This window comes from Lysobacter korlensis, from assembly GCF_042434515.1.
In genome coordinates this window covers 21,458-36,911 of the sequence record NZ_JBHLTG010000010.1, presented here as the reverse complement: position 1 = coordinate 36,911, position 15,454 = coordinate 21,458, and the positions used below count along the sequence as shown (strand labels likewise).

Below are 15,454 nucleotides of genomic sequence, written 5' to 3'. Positions count from 1 at the left end.
CTAGAACTCCGGTCTCTGCTGCGGCGGAGCGATCTTCTGCTCCTCGATGAAGCTGGCATTGAGGATCTCGCGCACCACGGACTCGCCGTAGCGGCGCGGGGCCTCCGGTGAGGAAGTGGCGGAGCGGCCCCCGGTGCGTGAGCTTGCCGACCCTTCGTTTCGCGGCCCGCGAGTGGCGGTGTGCTCAGGAGCTTGGGCAGGGGGAGATGCGGGTGCCTCGGCCCCCGAACCGGGCGAGAGTGCCGAACGAGGGGCGGGCGCTTCGGCCGACTCGGCGACTTCCGTCTGCTGCTGCGGTGGCTCCGCGACCGGTGCGGCGCGCCCCGCAGGCGCGGGGTCGTCCCCCGGCGGCTCGGACTGCGGGATCTGCACGACCGACCATCCGCCCCCGGCCGGCTGCGTTCGAATGGGCTCAGGAGCCGGCTCCGGTGCGTGCGCCGGCTGGGCGGCGCGCTCGGGCGGCCGTGCGGGCTCGGGCTGCCGGACGGGCGCGGCGGGGCGCTCGTCGGCCGGTGGGGCAACCGGAGCAGCCTCGACCGGTGCCGAATGGTACGGATCGGTGGGCTCGTCGTAGTCAGGCTCGGGCGGCGGCGCCAGATCCTCCGCAGGACCACCGCTCTCGACCCGGGCGATGAACTTCACCCGGATGCCGAGCACATCGAGGATCGCGCGTCGCAGGTGCTCGCTGACGCTCTCGCCCGCGCCCTGCTGCTGCTCCTTGAAGCGCGCAGCATCCGTCTCGCTCTGGAATGCCACCGTGAGCACGTCGTCCTTGAGCGCCCGCGCCTGTGACGCGAACACCACCATCCAGGAGGAACGCTTGGCCTTCTCGACTCGCTCCAGGATCTCCGGCCACGAGTCGCGCACCTGCTGCAGCGTCAGGGGGCCGACCCGCACCGGAGCAGGAGGAGGCGGTTCCGCGGTCCCGGAGCCTGGTGCGTGTCCTGCGCCGGGACGAAGGGAAGGGGCAGAATCAGGCATACCAGCGGGCGCAGCGACCGCGGCGACCCGCGGTGCGGGCGTCTCGGCGGGCGCAGCGACCGGAGCGACCCGCGGTGCCGGCGTCTCGGCTGGCGCAGCGACCGGAGTTCCGCTGGGTGCGGACGCATCCGCGACCCCGACGCGCCGTTCGAGCCGCTCGACGCGCGCGAGCGCCCCGCGCTCGGTGTCGTCGCTCGCGGGCACCAGCACGCGGGCGACCATGAGCTCGAGGTGCAGCCGGGGCGACGTCGCTCCGGTCATCTCGGTGAGCGCCGCGTTCACGACGTCCGCCGCCCGGGAGAGCTCTGTAGGTCCGAACGCGGCCGACTGCGCCGTCATCCGCTCCAGATCGTCCTCGGTCGTCCCCCGCAGCACGGCGGAGGCTCGATCTCCCGCGGCGGCGACGATGATCAGGTCGCGGAGCCGCTCGAGCAGGTCCTCGACGAAACGGCGCGGGTCCTGACCGGTCTGGATCACCCGGTCCACCGCGGTGAAGACCGCGCCGGCGTCGCGCGCGCCGAGCGCCTCCACGACATCGTCGAGGAGCGCCCCGTGCGTGTAGCCGAGCAGCGCCACCGCACGCTCGTACTGGAGCTCGATCGTTCCCGAGCTCGAAGGGTCGGAACCCGCGATCAGCTGATCCAGCAGCGACAGGGTGTCGCGCACCGAGCCGCCCCCTGACCGCACCACGAGCGGCAGCACGCCGGGCTGCACCTGCACACCCTCCCGGTCGCACAGCTCCTGCACGTATTCGAGCATCTGCGCGGGCGGCACGAGCCGGAACGGGTAATGGTGGGTGCGCGACCGGATGGTGCCGATGACCTTCTCGGGCTCGGTCGTGGCGAAGATGAACTTGATGTGCTCCGGCGGCTCCTCCACAATCTTCAGGAGCGCATTGAACCCCTGCGGGGTCACCATGTGCGCCTCATCCAGGATGAAGATCTTGAAGCGATCGCGGGCGGGTGCGAACACCGCCCGCTCGCGAAGGTCGCGGGCGTCGTCGACACCGTTGTGACTGGCGGCGTCGATCTCGACCACGTCGAGCGATCCGCCGCCCTCCCGGCTCAGCTCCACGCAGCTCGGACACACGCCGCACGGGGTGTCGGTCGGCCCTTCCACGCAGTTCAGGCACCGGGCGAGGATGCGGGCCGAGGTGGTCTTGCCGCAGCCGCGCGGGCCGCTGAACAGGTACGCGTGGTGGACGCGGTCGGAGCGCAGCGCCGTGCGGAGGGGATCCGTCACCTGAGACTGGCCGATCAGCTCGGCGAACGTCTCGGGCCGGTAGCGGCGGTAGAGGGCGGTGACCATCTCGTACAGAGTAGTCGCGACCTCCGACTCCCGCCGGACGGGGACGACTGCTGGGGAGGGCGACCGCGGGCACAAAAAAGGACCCCTCGCGCACCCGCCAGAGCCCGGTTACCCTTGCTGCGTCTCCGCCCTGGGGGAGTTGGCCTGGATGGCGCCACGCGAGGAGCCGACTCCAGTGTAGTGCCCCGCTGACTGTTCCCGTTTCGGCTCGATGTGCCCGCCGCGGCGGGCACATCGAGCCGAAACGGGAACTCTGACGGGACGCAGAGGCGCGCGTGCTTGGCTGATGCGATGAAGATCGGTATCGCCGGGGGCCACGGAAAGATCGCCCTGCTGCTGTCGCGGATCCTGCGTGACGCGGGGCACGAGGTGGTGGGCATCATCCGCAACCCTGAGCACGCGGACGACCTTCGCGAGGCCGGGGCGGAACCGCTCGTGCTCGATCTCGAGCAGAGCTCCCCCGACGAGCTCGCCGGCCACCTCGTTGGTGCTGACGCCGTGGTGTTCGCCGCTGGAGCAGGTGCCGGCAGCGGCGCGGCCCGCAAGCTCACCGTCGACCGGGACGGCGCCATCCTGCTCGCGGACGCCGCCGAGGCTGCGGGCGTGCAGCGCATCGTGGTCGTCAGCGCCATCTCCACAGACGAGTTCGACCCGGGATCCGACGACGTGTTCCAGGTGTACCTCCGCGCCAAGAGCGAGGCCGACGCGGACATCCGGGCGAGAACCCTCGACTGGACCATCGTGCGTCCGGGAAGCCTGACGGATGACGCGCCGACGGGCCACGTGCAGGCCGGCGACACGGTGCCGAACGGCAGCATCCCGCGTGCCGACGTCGCGGCCGTGCTTGCACAGGTGCTCACCCGGCACCGGGCGATCCGCCGCCAGTTCGAGGTCACGAGCGGGGAAACCCCGATCGCCGACGCCGCCTTCTGACGTGCCGCGCAGACGCCGAAACCGTTCCCTTCCGGCCTGGTGCGTCCGGCGCTGGTGCGTCCGGCGGTAGGGACGCACTGGGCCGGAACGGGGGAACTATGGCAATGGTGCGGGCGGTCAGCCGGCCAGGACGGACGCGGTCTGGCGGGCGATCTCGAGTTCCTCGTTCGTGGGGATCACCAGCACCGCGACGGGCGCGTCATCCGGTGAGATGAAGCGCGGCACCTTCGAGGCCAGCTCGTTGCGGTCGTCGTCGACCCGGATCCCGAAGAACTCCAGTCCGGCGAGCACCCGCCGGCGCAGCGGCACGTTGTTCTCACCGACGCCTGCGGTGAACACCAGGGCGTCGAGGCCGCCGAGCTGCGCGACGTACGCGCCGATGTAGTGCCGGATTCGGTGCCGGTAGACCGCGAGCGCCGCCTCCGCGACCTCGTCGCCGGCTGCGGCAGCGGCCTGTACGTCCCGCATGTCGCCGGTCCCGGTCATCCCGAGCAGGCCGCTGCGGCGGTTCACCAGCTCGTCCAGCTGGTCGACGTCGAGCCCGGCCACACGGTGCAGATGGACCAGCACCGCCGGGTCGATATCGCCCGACCTGGTGCCCATCACGAGGCCCTGGGCCGGCGTCATCCCCATCGAGGTGTCGATCGAGATCCCGCCCCGGACGGCGGTGGCCGATGCCCCGTTCCCGAGGTGGAGCACGATGATGCGCAGCTCCTCGATCGGCCGCCCGATCAGCTCGGCTGCGCGCTCGGAGACGTACTTGTGCGAGGTGCCGTGGAAGCCGTAGCGGCGAATCCGGTGCTCGGCGGCGAGGTTCGCGTCGATCGCGTAGGTGTACGCCGCCGGCGGCAGGGTGGCGTGGAACGCCGTGTCGAAGATCGCCACGTGCGGCACATCGGGCAGCGCCGCCCGCGCGGCGCGGATGCCGGCGAGGTTCGCAGGGTTGTGCAGCGGCGCCAGCACCGACACGTCCTCGATGGCCTGCACGACCGCCTCGTCGATCACCGTCGGGCCGGAGAACCGATCGCCGCCGTGCACCACCCGGTGCCCGACCGCCGCGATCTCGATGCCGGGGTCCAGGTCGGCGAGGATCGCGCGGAGTCCGGACTCGTGATCGGGGATGCCCGATCCGGGCTCCCCCACCCGTTCCAGCAGTCCGCTCGCCAGCGGACGTTCGGCGTCCAGGTCGATCAGCTGGTACTTGATCGACGAGGAGCCGGTGTTGACGACGAAGACCGTGGTCATGCGGGGGTCGCCCCCTGCGCCTGGATCGCGGTGATCGCGACCGTGTTGACGATGTCCCGCACGAGCGCTCCGCGCGAGAGGTCGTTGATCGGCTTGTTCAGCCCCTGCAGCACCGGCCCCATCGCCACCGCGCCGGCGCTGCGCTGCACCGCCTTGTAAGTGTTGTTCCCGGTGTTGAGGTCGGGGAACACGAAGACCGTCGCCCTGCCGGCGACAGGCGAGCCCGGCATCTTCGCCGCAGCCACCGTCGGGTCCGCCGCGGCGTCGTACTGGATGGGCCCCTCCACGAGAAGATCCGGCCGGCGCTCCCGCACCAGCGCGGTCGCGGAGCGCACCTTCTCGACCTCGGCGCCGGACCCGGACTCACCGGTCGAATAGCTGAGCATGGCGATCCGCGGCTCGATGCCGAACTGCGCGGCCGTCTGGGCGGAGGAGACCGCGATGTCGGCGAGCTGCTCCACCGTCGGCTCCGGGATGACCGCGCAGTCGCCGTACGCCAGCACCCGGTCGGCGAGCGCCATCAGGAAGATGCTCGACACCACCGAGACACCTGGACGGGTCTTGATGATCTCGAACGCGGGCCGGATCGTGTGCGCCGTGGTGTGCCGCGCACCGGAGACCATGCCGTCGGCAAGTCCGAGGTGCACCATCATCGTTCCGAAATAGGAGACGTCGGTGACCGTGTCGGCCGCCATCTCCGCGGAGATGCCCTTGTGCGAGCGGAGCCGCGCGTACTCCTCGGCGAACCGGGACCGCAGCTCCGGGTCGAACGGGCTCAGCACCCGCGCGCCGGAGAGCTCCAGGCCGAGCTCCGCGGCGCGCCCGCGGATGTCCGCCTCGTCCCCCAGGATCGTGAGGTCCGCCACCTCCCGCTGCAGAAGCGTGCTCGCGGCGCGCAGGATGCGGTCGTCATCTCCTTCGGGCAGCACGATGTGCCTGCGGTCGGCCCGCGCCCGGTCCAGCAGCAGCTGCTCGAACATCAGCGGGGTCACCACGTCGGACGGCGTGACCTCGAGCCGCCGCAGCAGCTCCGGCCCGTCGACGTGGCGCTCGAAGAGGGCGAGGGCTGTGTCGTACTTGCGCTGCGAGTCGGCGGCGAGCCGGCCGCGGGTCTGGGTGATCCGGAGCGCCGTGTCGTAGGTGCCGAGCTCGCTGCGCGCGATCGGGAGCCGAGTGTCGAGGCCGTCGATCAGCCGCTCCACCGAGGGGGCGAGATCGAATCCTCCGTTCAGGATGATTCCGGCGAGCGACGGGAAGGTGCCGGACGCGTGTGCCAGCAGGGTACCCACCAGCACGTCGGACCGGTCGCCCGGCACGACGACGACGGCGCCCTCCAGCAGGCGCGGCAGCACGTTCTCCATCGACATCGCGGCGACCACGACGCTCAGCACCGCGCGGTCCAGGTTCTCGGGGTCGCCCTTCAGCAGCGTCGCGTCCGTCGCGGTCATCACCGCCGCCATGGTCGGCGCGACGAGGAACCGGTCCTCCGGGAGCGCCCACACCGGAACGTCTGCACCGGCCTGCTGCGGTTCCCCGTGATCGTGCAGCGCGCCGCGGACCGCATCGACGATCCCGTCGAGAGCCTGCTCATCCGCTCGGTTCGCGACGATGCCGAGCAGCGTGGCGTGCGCCGCCCGGAGCTCCGCCGTGGTGACCTCCGCCACCTGACGCAGGTCGTCCGGGGTGCGCGGTCCGCTGCCGTCCGAACGCCGGCCGCCGAGCACCAGCAGCACGGGGGCCGCGAGGTTCGCGGCGACCCTCGCGTTGTACGACAGCTCGGTCGGCGTGCCGACGTCGGTGTAGTCCGATCCGACGATGAGCACCGCGTCGCACTGCCGTTCCATCCGAGCGAACCGGGTGAGGATGCGGCTGAGCGCCTCGTCCGGATCCGTGTGCACGTGCTCGTACGTGGTGCCGAGGCACTCGTCGTAGTCCAGGTCGACGGTGTCGTGGGCGAGCAGCAGCTCCAGCACATAGTCTCGCTCCCGGTCCGACCTCGCGATCGGGCGGAACACCCCCACTCGGGAGACCGAGGTGCGCAGCGTCTCCAAGACGCCCAGTGCGACGGTGGATTTTCCGGAGTTGCCCTCCGCGGAGGTGAGATAGATGCGCGTCGCCACCCGATAACCCTAGGACGCGGGGTACGGAGGCGGCTGGGCAGCGCCCGCGGAGCCGGTAGACTTCCTGCAGGCTTCGCCGACTCCCGTCGGCGGCGCTGACCGGAGGATTCGCCTAGTGGCCTATGGCGCACGCTTGGAAAGCGTGTTGGGTGAAAGCCCTCGGGGGTTCGAATCCCCCATCCTCCGCTGATGCTGTACAGGGATCGGGGGATCCGTGTCGGCGGACGCACCGGCGACCGTCAGCATCTTGAGCGTTGGGAAACGGTTTCCGGATGGGTGAACGGTTCGATTTCCTGATGCGGCCGCGCAGGTCGCTGCTTCGAACCGCATGGATCGCGCTGCTCGTCGGCTCCGTGCCGGTGTTCGCGGTCCTCTACTGGCAGGCCACCCAGGCCCACGGGTCGCTGCTGACCGTCGTGCAGGTGCACCTCGTCGTGATGCTGGCGGGGCTTCTCACCTACTGGCGGCAGAAGTCGGTGTTCACCGGCATCACCGGCGGCGCCCTCGTCGGCAACGGCATCTTCTCCCCCAGGGTCCGAGTGCCGCTCGACGAGATCCACCGGGTGGAATTCGTTCATGTGGAGTCCCGGGAGCCGGATGAGCCGTCGGTGCAGTTCGTCGCGCTGGACGCCGACGGTCGCTGCCGGTTCCGCATGCGCGCGCACTATTGGCACATGAGCGACCTGCGGACGCTCGCGGACCGACTGGGCTCCGCCGGGGACCGTCGCGAGCCCCTGACGACCGAAGAGTTCTTCGCTGCGTACCCGGGCAGCGCGTACTGGTTCGAGCGGCACCCCGGCCTGCGGTTCACCCTGGCGGCGGTCGGCGTGCTCGGGGCGGTGCTCGGCGTCACCGCGCTCGTGGCGGCGGCCGGCATGCCGACGTTCCTGGGCTGAGTCCCGCCGGCCCGGCAGGGCGCCACGGTGCTCGCCGCCGGTCGCCGGGATCACCGCGCCGCCGGCGAGGCGAGGGCCGGCACGCTCACCCGGGCAACGCCGGCGGCGGCGTACGCCTCATCCTCATCGAGCGACTCGCGTTCCAGCAGCCGCTGAGCCAGCTGGTCGAGCCGTTCGCGGTTGTCCCGAAGCGTCTTCACGGCTTCGCCGTACGACTCCTCCATGAGGCGCCGAACCTCCTCGTCGACCAGCTGCCTGGTGGCCGGCGACGCCCCATCGGCTCCGAACGGCTGCTCCTGACCTGACGGCGGGAGCACCGCCACCGGACCCACCGCGCGGGACATGCCCCAGCGGCCGACCATCTGGCGTGCGATCTGGGTCGCCTGCTGGAGGTCGTTCTCCGCGCCGGTCGTCACGTCGTGGAACACCGCCTCCTCGGCGGCACGGCCGCCAAGCGCTCCGGCGAGCCGGCCGCGGAGATAGCTCTCCGAGTATCCGTACCGGTCGGCTTCCGGGGTCTGCACGGTGACGCCGAGCGCCTGCCCGCGCGGGATGATCGTCACCCGCCGCACCGGATCCGCTCCCGGCGTCAGCATGCCAAGCAGCGCGTGGCCGGACTCGTGATACGCGGTCCTCACCCGCTCCTCCGGTGAAAGCACGATTCCCCGAACGGTGCCGAGCACGATCTTCTCCAGCGCCTGACCGAAGTCCGCGCCGGTCACCCGCTCGTGGCGATGCTTCGCGGCGGTGAGTGCGGCCTCGTTGACCAGATTGGCGAGGTCGGCGCCGACCATGCCGGGCGTGACGGCCGCAACCGCTCCGAGGTCGACATCGGCGGCGAGCGGCACCTCCCTGGTGTGCACCCGCAGGATCTGCAGGCGTCCCCCGAGGTCGGGCGGGCTGACGGCCACACGCCGGTCGAAACGGCCCGGCCGGAGCAGGGCGGGATCGAGGATCTCCGGGCGGTTGGTGGCGGCGAGCACCACCACCCCTTCGTCCCCGGCGAACCCGTCCATCTCGGTGAGGATCTGGTTCAGCGTCTGCTCACGCTCGTCCGATCCACCTGATGAGAAGGAGCCGCCGCCCCGCGCCCGGCCGATCGCGTCCAGCTCGTCGATGAAGACGATCGCGGGAGCGACCTTCTTCGCCTGGTCGAACAGGTCGCGCACCCGGCTCGCTCCGACTCCGACGATGGCCTCGATGAACTCCGAGGCCGAGATCGAAAAGAACGGCACCCCGGCCTCCCCGGCCACCGCGCGGGCGAGGAGGGTCTTGCCGGTCCCGGGAGGGCCGGAGAGCAGCACGCCCCGCGGAATCCGCGCCCCGACCTGCCGGTAGCGATCGGAGTTCTTCAGGAAGTCGACGATCTCGCCCACCTCGTTCTCGACGTCGTCGATACCCGCGACATCGGCGAACGTCGTCCGCCGCGCGCCGTCCGGCTGGTATCGGGTCGCCTTCGACTTGCCGAACCCTCCGAGTCCGCTCCCGCTCGCGGCCGCGGCGCTCCGCCGCTGGAACCAGACCAGGAGCCCGACGAGCAGGAGGATGGGACCGAACCCGAGGAGGAGCTGCACCAGCAGCGGCGCTCCGGCGTCCGGGTTCTCCGCGTGGACGGGAACCCCATGGGCCTCCAGGGTGGCGAGCAGGTCGTCGTCGGCGAACGACGGGCGCTGCGTCGAGAACGCCTCGATCTGAGGAAGGGCACCGGATTCGGGCGCGTGCTCGACGGCCATCTTGAACGTGCCTTCGATCGTGTCGGCCGACGCGTACACGTCCTGGACGTTCCCCGCATCGAGCTGCTCGGTGAAGAAGGTGTACGGAATCTCTGCACGGGGTGCCCGCGCGGTGACGACCGAGGTGAATGACCAGTTCAGCACAAGGCCTGCGATGAGCAGCCACCAGAAGCCTCGGAAGCGACGGGGCGCCGGCGCACCGGACGGATCACCCTGAGCGCCCCCGGGTGAACGCCCGCTGCCCTCCGCCGCCCAGCCGCGCAGCCGATCCAGAAGGCTGAGGGGCTCCTTCCCGCCGTCCGGGCGGCTCCGGTCGGGCGGGCTGAGACGGAGCGACGAGCCGCCGGAACGGCGGCGGGTGGTCTGTGTCATGGTTCCTCCAAAGGATCTCTGACCCGACTCTCGCCCTCCGCCACCCCGGTCGCGCCCGGTGGGTACCCTGGTCGCACCCCGGTCCACGCCCGGCCCATCCCTCGGGACCGGGGCACGTTCCGTGCGGAGCTGCGTGCGGCGGTGATCGCGCTCCCCGTGCCACGCAGGCACCCGCACCTCAACCAGGGTCTCTCCCTGGCGCGGCGGGACCGGCCGAAGCGCACGATCACAGATGCGGCGCGATCGCGCCGCTTCCCCGGGAGATCGGGCGCTGCTCGGCCTCCCTGACAACAGGAGCGAACCACATGGGATTCTTCAGCAACCTTCTCGGCATCAGGCGGCCGGCCGACCCCGTCGAGGAGCGCGCCGTCGACGAGCTGGCGGTGCAGCGCTACGAGCACCTCCTCCGGACCGCGCCGCCGGAGACGGTGGAGCAGGTCCACACCGAGGCGTTCGAGCGGCTCACCCAGCAGCAGCGCGACCTCCTCTTCCAGAAGCTGCTCGACGGCGCCCGCACACCGGAGGAGCGACCGGCCGACGCCAGTTCCGCGTCCCTCGCCAAGAGCGCCACGGACGCGGAGGTCGTCGAGCCTGGAGCGCTCAGCCGCCTGATCGGCGGTCGGCGAGGGAAAGACGGCGACGACCTCCTGGGTGGCTCGCTCCTGAACTCGATCGCCGCGTACGCCGTCGCGTCGAGCGTCTTCGAGGCGTTCTTCTTCGCTGCGGCGGTCGGGCACCTGCCCCCGGTGGATCCGTCGGGAAACGGTCGCACCGACGAGCCGGTCGATCCCTCCACCTTCTCTCCAGACGCAGGCTGGGGCGACTTCGGGCTGTGAGCGGCGCGGTGCGCGCTATCCGACGGGAATCCTGATGCCGTACAGCGGCGCGTCCGGCCGGCTGGACGGCAGGGGCTGGAAGCCCAGCCGGTCGTAGAACGCAGCCGCCCCGGTGTTCGCCGGATCGAAGGACAGATGCGCGCCGCCTGCTCCGCGGTCGGCCGCAGCGGCGAGGAAGCGGCGCATCAGCATCCTTCCCCAGCCCTGCCGCTGCAGCTCCGGCAGCAGGTCGATGTGCAGGTGAGCCGGGAACTCGTCGATGGCGGGGATGAGCATCCGCTCCGGATGGAACCCCGCCCAGGTGTCCTCGTCCTCCGTGTACTTCGCCGTCAACCGCGGCAGCCACTCCCGCCGGTACCGCTCCACGAACCCGCGGGTGTCTGCCGTGCCGAGGATGTATCCGGCGACGCGCTCACCGCCCTCGGGGAGCGGGACCGCCACGACGAAGGCCAGCCCGGGCTCCAGCTCCAGGTAGGGCCCCGCCCAGAGATCGCCCAGCAGGTCGTCGGTGACGTACCGCCCCCGCGCGTCGCCGCCCGCGTTTCCCGTGCGCACGCAGACGTCGTAGACGTCGCCGTGATCTGTGGGGCGGTAGCTGCGGATCACGCCAGCCGGTCCTCCAGGCCCCACGGCTGGCCGTAGCCGCCGTCCGCCTCCGGACGCGCCATGAGCTCCAGGAAGGGCGCCGCGTCGAAGGCCTCGGCGCCGAGCACTCCCATGCCCTCCCAGGTGCCGTCGGCCAGCAGTTCCAGGGCGATCACCGGATTGAGTGCGGTCTGCCAGACCACGCACTGGCTCTCATACTCCCGCATCGTCCACTCGTTGTCGCTGACGTGGTACAGATACACCTCTCGCGGGTTCCCGTCAGTGCCGGTTCCGGTGACCCACACGCCCGCACAGGTCTTGCCGGTCATCCGCGGACCGATCGTCGCCGGGTCGGGCAGCGCTGCCGCGACGACGTCACGCGGGGCGACGAGCACGGGGCCTTCAGCCGATCGCACCTGGATCGGAGTCGTGGAGTCGAGGTGCAGCTGGTGCAGCGTCTTCAGGATCCCGATGAACTCGTTCCCGAGCCCGTACTTGAAGGTCACCCGTCTGGCGTCGAGTGCCCGCGGCATGAGGAGCACCTCCTCGTGCTCCACGTTCACGCACTCCACCGGCCCGATGCCCTCGGGAAAGGTGAACACCTCAGGCTCCGAGAACGGCGCCGTGGTGTACCAGCCGCGCTCCTTCTCCCAGATCACCGGCGGGTTGAGGCACTCCTCGATGGTCGTCCAGATGCTGAACGAGGGTGCGAAGATCTCGTTCCCGTCGTCGTCGCGCACGACCAGGTTCGCGCCGTCGCGGGTGCCGAGCTCGTCGACCTCCGAGAACAGGTGGTCGGTCGCGTAGCGTGCGAACACGTCGCTGAGTCCCGGCTCCACCCCCATGCCGACGAGGGCGAGCCTGCCGACCTTCTCCCAATCCGGGGCGAGCGCGAACTGGTCGTCGCCGAGCTTGATGTGCGTCTCTTCATACGGCCGTTCCGGGTGCGGCTCACTGAGACTCATGGCCATGTCGAGGTAGTCCGCGTCGGCGGCCAGCGCGCCGGCGAAGACGCTGGGCACGAACTTCGGCTCGACGGCGTTCATCACGTGGGTGATCCGGTGCGCCTTCGCCACCGCGGCGACGGAGTCCGCATCCGACGCGTCGATGCGCTCGGCGACGAAGCGACCGGCGCCCTTCGGATGCCGAGCGCCGATCCAGGCCACGGTGCGCTCGGCGCGCGCCAGGTCGTAGTCGCTCACCACCATCGAATCGAAGAACGACCTGCGGGCGGCGATCTTGGCGATCGCGTCTCCGACGCCACCGGCGCCGACGAGGAGGATTCTCATGAGCACACGCTATCGGGACTGCCATCTCGCCCCCAGGGCGCCGTCGCGCTATGCGGCCACCCGATCACGCTGCGTCCGCTCCCGCTGAAGCCGTGCGGCGAAGGGCGCCCACACGACCACGGCCATGCCGGCGCCGACCAGCAGCCCACCGACCGTGTCGCTCAGCCAGTGGGCGCCCAGGTAGGTTCTGCTGAGCATCATCAGGACGGCGTACGCCACCCCGCCGATCCACACCCAGGTCCGGCGCAGGATGATGCCGAGCGTGACCGCGATGGTCGCCGCGTTGGCGACATGCCCCGAAGGGAACGAGCCGTGATCCGCGACGACGAGGATGTCCTCCGGCCGCGCCCGGTCGAAGAGGTTCTTCAGCAGCTGGACGACTCCCGCGCTCAAGGCCGACGCGATCACGAAGTAGAGCGCCCCCCAGCGGTGCTTCGTCAGGATCAGCAGCACCGCGACCAGGATCGGCACGGCGAGCACGCCGAACCACCCCCCGCCGAGGAAGTCCATCAGCCGCGCCGGCACCTCGAAATAGGGGCTGCGGGTCTCCAGCAGTCCGTCGTTCCATTCGGTGTCGAACTCGACGTCGGTTCCGCGGAAGGCGATCACCGCCCCGCCGGCCGCGGCCAGCCCGACCGCGGACACGCCGCTCACGAGCGGCCAGTGGCGGGTGATCCAGCGGGCTTTGCGGCGCTCCTCGGTGCTCATCGCCCTTAAGGTAGCGGGCGCATCCGGTGGTCAGCCGAGCGCGGGCACCGTTCTCGGCTGCACGATGAGCCACAGCGCCGCGATCGAGACGACGACACTGCAGGCCATGACGAGTCCCATCGGAACGGCATCCGCCGTGCTGACGAGGCCCACGATCGGCGAGAGGATCCCGGCCGTCCCGAAAGTCGCCGCGCCGAGCACCGACGCCGCCGTGCCGGCCTCCGTGCCGTGGTTCGCGAGCGCGAGGCCCTGCACGGCGGGGAAGATGAGGCCGCAGCTGAAGATGAAGAACCACAACGGCACCAGCAGCCCGATCAGTCCGGCGCCTGCCGTGTCGAGGGTGACGATCGTGACCGCAGCGACCAGCTGCATCGCGGTCGCGAACGCGATCACCCACTGCGGCCCGACCGACTTCTGCAGTCGCGAGCTCAATTGAACCCCCGCAACGACGCCGATGGAGTTGATGCCGAACAGCAGTCCGTACTGCTGCGGGTCGAACGAGTACACCTCCTGGAACAGGAACGGCGACGCCGACAGGTACGCGAAGAGCCCCGCGAAGTTCATGCCGCCGACGATCGCGACGCCGACGAAGACCCGATCCGTGAAGAGCGAGCGGTACCGCTGCCGCACGGTGCTGTGCCCGCCCGCCGCCCGGCGCTCGCGGGGCAGGGTCTCCCGGACGAAGAGGGAGGTCGCAACGATGACAGCCAGCCCGTAGACCGCGAGGAACACGAACAGCCCACGCCAGTCGGCCACCTGCAGCAGTTGCGATCCGATCACCGGAGCGAGGATCGGCGCCAGACCGTGCACGAGCGCCAGTCGGGAGAGCATCCGCACCAGCGGGTACCCGCCGAAGAGGTCGCGGACGACCGCCATGGCAACCACGACACCGGCGGCGGCACCGAACCCCTGCAGCAGCCGGAAGATCGCGAGCCAGGTGAAGTCGGGGGCGAGCGCAGCGCCGAGGCTCGCCAGGATGTGCACCGCGGTGGCCAGCACGATCGGCAGTCGCCTCCCCACCCTGTCGCTCCACGGGCCGACGAGGAGCTGGCCGAACGCGAAACCGAGCATCGTGGCGCTCAGCGTGACCTGGATGGCGGCGGTGGAGACGTCGAGGTCCTCCTCGAGCAGCGGGAAGGCCGGGAGGTAGAGGTCGACGGTGAACGGGCCGAGCGCGGTGAGGGCGCCGAGGACGAGCACGTAGACGAGCCGCTGGCGGCGGGAGAGCGCATCGCCCGGATGCGGAATCGGGTTCACGAGGTTCCTGAAGACGAAGAGAAAGAGAAACAGCGACCGGAAGCGGTCGCTGTTGACACCGGGAAATGTTGTTCCCTCGAACTATTCTAGGCGACCTGATGGCCAATGGAGCCGTCGCGACGACGGCTCCAGGCCCATTCCCGGTCGACCTTCAGCGGGCTGGCATGGACGGCGGCGCGGTCGACGCCCGGATCACGAGTTCCGGGGCGCGGGTCGCCGGCTCTCCGCCGCCGACGGTGTCCGGATCGATCCGGGCGAGCAGCCGCTCGACGAGGTCCCGTCCCTGCTGGGCGTAGTCGATCCGCACGGTGGTGAGCGGCGGGCGGTAGAACGCCGCCTCCGGGGTGTCGTCGAATCCGGTGACGCTGATGTCGTCCGGCACCCGGAAGCCCCGCTCCGTCAAGGCGAGGATGGCGCCGAGCGCCGTCTGGTCGTTCGCCACCACCAGGGCGGTCACGTCCTCGAGCCAGCCGGCGCCGAGAACGGCCGCGTGTCCTGAGGCGGACGACCAGTTGCCGTAGACCACCCCGGCCGGCTCGAGCCCATGCCGCGCGAGCGCCTCGCGCAGCGCCGTCTCGCGGTTGCGGGCGGCCAGCCAATCGGGCGGACCGCCGAGATAGCCGATACGCGTGTGACCGAGGCCGACGAGGTGATCGACGATCGGGTCCAATCCGCGAGAGTGGATGGACTCCGCCTGAGCCTCGTCCCCCGGCTCGGTCTCGAGCAGCACCGGCACGTGGAACGTGGCACCCTCGAGTCTGCCGAGCAGCTGATCCACCGGGGCGAACGCCACGACGCCGGCGACATCCTGGGCGTCCACCGTCTCGATGGCACGGTCGAGCGCCGAGGCGTCATCGGGGTCCACCGCGACGACGTCGAGCAGGTAGCCGGCCTCCCGGGCGCGCTCGGCAGCACCCTGGATCGTCTTCGCCGGACCGATCTCGAGCATCTCGTAGACGAGCGCCGCGATCCGGTACGAACGTCTGGTCGCGAGCGCGCGGGCGGCGCGATTCGGCCGGTAGTTGAGGTCGCGGAGGGCACGCTCGACGCGCTCGCGAGTCTCCGCCCGGAACCCGGTGTGGCCGCGGAGATACAGCGCGACCGTCTGGTGCGACACCTTCGCCTCGCGCGCGACGTCGTAGATCGTCGCGGGCTTCGGCTGCGGCAGCTCCGTCACCATGATCCCCGCCT

12 protein-coding genes, 1 tRNA gene and 1 other RNA gene are annotated in these 15,454 nt (G+C 70.8%); 4 read left to right on the top strand and 10 right to left on the bottom strand.

Annotated features, from left to right (window positions below):
- Together ACFFGH_RS29250 and ffs are read right to left on the bottom strand one after the other, a co-directional pair.
- Window positions 1-2,289 (bottom strand): DNA polymerase III subunit gamma and tau, encoded by a 2,289-nt coding sequence (locus ACFFGH_RS29250; RefSeq protein ID WP_386675492.1) that lies wholly within the window; start codon window positions 2,287-2,289, stop codon window positions 1-3.
- 74 nt (window positions 2,290-2,363) lie between these two features.
- An RNA gene (gene ffs / locus ACFFGH_RS29245) (signal recognition particle sRNA small type) lies at window positions 2,364-2,460 on the bottom strand.
- 120 nt (window positions 2,461-2,580) lie between these two features.
- Between ffs and ACFFGH_RS29240 the strand changes: the two genes are divergently transcribed.
- On the top strand, window positions 2,581-3,222 hold the full coding sequence (locus tag ACFFGH_RS29240) for an SDR family oxidoreductase (protein WP_386675490.1): 642 nt from the start codon (window positions 2,581-2,583) through the stop codon (window positions 3,220-3,222).
- 117 nt (window positions 3,223-3,339) lie between these two features.
- Here ACFFGH_RS29240 and ACFFGH_RS29235 read toward each other — a convergent pair whose 3' ends face one another.
- A complete protein-coding gene (locus tag ACFFGH_RS29235; protein WP_386675488.1) occupies window positions 3,340-4,467 on the bottom strand; it encodes an acetate/propionate family kinase in 1,128 nt (375 codons plus the stop codon).
- Window positions 4,464-6,587 carry a phosphate acetyltransferase gene (pta, locus tag ACFFGH_RS29230; RefSeq protein WP_386675487.1) on the bottom strand — a complete coding sequence of 708 codons (2,124 nt, stop codon included), beginning with the start codon at window positions 6,585-6,587 and terminating at the stop codon, window positions 4,464-4,466. The genes ACFFGH_RS29235 and pta overlap by 4 nt, the downstream gene beginning before the upstream one ends.
- A gap of 101 nt (window positions 6,588-6,688) precedes the next feature.
- Between pta and ACFFGH_RS29225 the strand changes: the two genes are divergently transcribed.
- Both ACFFGH_RS29225 and ACFFGH_RS29220 read left to right on the top strand, forming a co-directional pair.
- A tRNA-Ser gene (locus tag ACFFGH_RS29225) sits at window positions 6,689-6,773 on the top strand.
- 86 nt (window positions 6,774-6,859) lie between these two features.
- The gene (locus ACFFGH_RS29220; RefSeq protein WP_386675485.1) at window positions 6,860-7,483 is read left to right on the top strand and encodes a hypothetical protein; all 624 of its coding nucleotides are present in this window, start codon (window positions 6,860-6,862) and stop codon (window positions 7,481-7,483) included.
- 50 nt (window positions 7,484-7,533) lie between these two features.
- Here ACFFGH_RS29220 and ftsH read toward each other — a convergent pair whose 3' ends face one another.
- Window positions 7,534-9,588: an ATP-dependent zinc metalloprotease FtsH gene (ftsH, locus tag ACFFGH_RS29215; RefSeq protein WP_386675483.1), complete on the bottom strand. Its 2,055-nt coding sequence runs from the start codon at window positions 9,586-9,588 to the stop codon at window positions 7,534-7,536.
- Window positions 9,589-9,893: 305 nt separating this feature from the next.
- Here ftsH and ACFFGH_RS29210 point away from each other — a divergent pair, with 305 nt between their 5' ends.
- Window positions 9,894-10,424 carry a hypothetical protein gene (locus tag ACFFGH_RS29210; RefSeq protein ID WP_386675481.1) on the top strand — a complete coding sequence of 177 codons (531 nt, stop codon included), beginning with the start codon at window positions 9,894-9,896 and terminating at the stop codon, window positions 10,422-10,424.
- Between the two features lie 15 nt (window positions 10,425-10,439).
- Here ACFFGH_RS29210 and ACFFGH_RS29205 read toward each other — a convergent pair whose 3' ends face one another.
- The 5 genes from ACFFGH_RS29205 to ACFFGH_RS29185 form a co-directional block, all read right to left on the bottom strand.
- Window positions 10,440-11,030, bottom strand: coding sequence for a GNAT family N-acetyltransferase (locus tag ACFFGH_RS29205; RefSeq protein ID WP_386675479.1), 591 nt, complete (start codon window positions 11,028-11,030; stop codon window positions 10,440-10,442).
- The gene (locus ACFFGH_RS29200) at window positions 11,027-12,298 is read right to left on the bottom strand and encodes a saccharopine dehydrogenase family protein (RefSeq protein WP_386675477.1); all 1,272 of its coding nucleotides are present in this window, start codon (window positions 12,296-12,298) and stop codon (window positions 11,027-11,029) included. The genes ACFFGH_RS29205 and ACFFGH_RS29200 overlap by 4 nt, the downstream gene beginning before the upstream one ends.
- A 48-nt stretch (window positions 12,299-12,346) precedes the next feature.
- Window positions 12,347-13,006, bottom strand: a complete 660-nt coding sequence (locus ACFFGH_RS29195; protein WP_386675475.1) for a phosphatase PAP2 family protein — start codon at window positions 13,004-13,006, stop codon at window positions 12,347-12,349.
- A 30-nt stretch (window positions 13,007-13,036) separates the two neighbouring features.
- On the bottom strand, window positions 13,037-14,263 hold the full coding sequence (locus ACFFGH_RS29190) for a multidrug effflux MFS transporter (protein ID WP_386675473.1): 1,227 nt from the start codon (window positions 14,261-14,263) through the stop codon (window positions 13,037-13,039).
- Window positions 14,264-14,414: 151 nt separating this feature from the next.
- The gene (locus tag ACFFGH_RS29185) at window positions 14,415-15,443 is read right to left on the bottom strand and encodes a LacI family DNA-binding transcriptional regulator (protein WP_386675471.1); all 1,029 of its coding nucleotides are present in this window, start codon (window positions 15,441-15,443) and stop codon (window positions 14,415-14,417) included.
- Window positions 15,444-15,454 lie beyond the last annotated feature (11 nt).

Excerpts from the sequence above, each read along its gene's own strand:
- ACFFGH_RS29210 (WP_386675481.1), top strand. The coding sequence starts at position 9,894 with ATGGGATTCTTCAGCAACCTTCTCGGCATCAGGCGGCCGGCCGACCCC.
- ftsH (WP_386675483.1), bottom strand. The coding sequence starts at position 9,588 with ATGACACAGACCACCCGCCGCCGTTCCGGCGGCTCGTCGCTCCGTCTC.
- ACFFGH_RS29195 (WP_386675475.1), bottom strand. The coding sequence starts at position 13,006 with ATGAGCACCGAGGAGCGCCGCAAAGCCCGCTGGATCACCCGCCACTGG.
- ACFFGH_RS29250 (WP_386675492.1), bottom strand. The coding sequence starts at position 2,289 with ATGGTCACCGCCCTCTACCGCCGCTACCGGCCCGAGACGTTCGCCGAG.
- ACFFGH_RS29200 (WP_386675477.1), bottom strand. The coding sequence starts at position 12,298 with ATGAGAATCCTCCTCGTCGGCGCCGGTGGCGTCGGAGACGCGATCGCC.
- ACFFGH_RS29185 (WP_386675471.1), bottom strand. The coding sequence starts at position 15,443 with ATGGTGACGGAGCTGCCGCAGCCGAAGCCCGCGACGATCTACGACGTC.
- ACFFGH_RS29235 (WP_386675488.1), bottom strand. The coding sequence starts at position 4,467 with ATGACCACGGTCTTCGTCGTCAACACCGGCTCCTCGTCGATCAAGTAC.
- ACFFGH_RS29220 (WP_386675485.1), top strand. The coding sequence starts at position 6,860 with ATGGGTGAACGGTTCGATTTCCTGATGCGGCCGCGCAGGTCGCTGCTT.
- ACFFGH_RS29240 (WP_386675490.1), top strand. The coding sequence starts at position 2,581 with ATGAAGATCGGTATCGCCGGGGGCCACGGAAAGATCGCCCTGCTGCTG.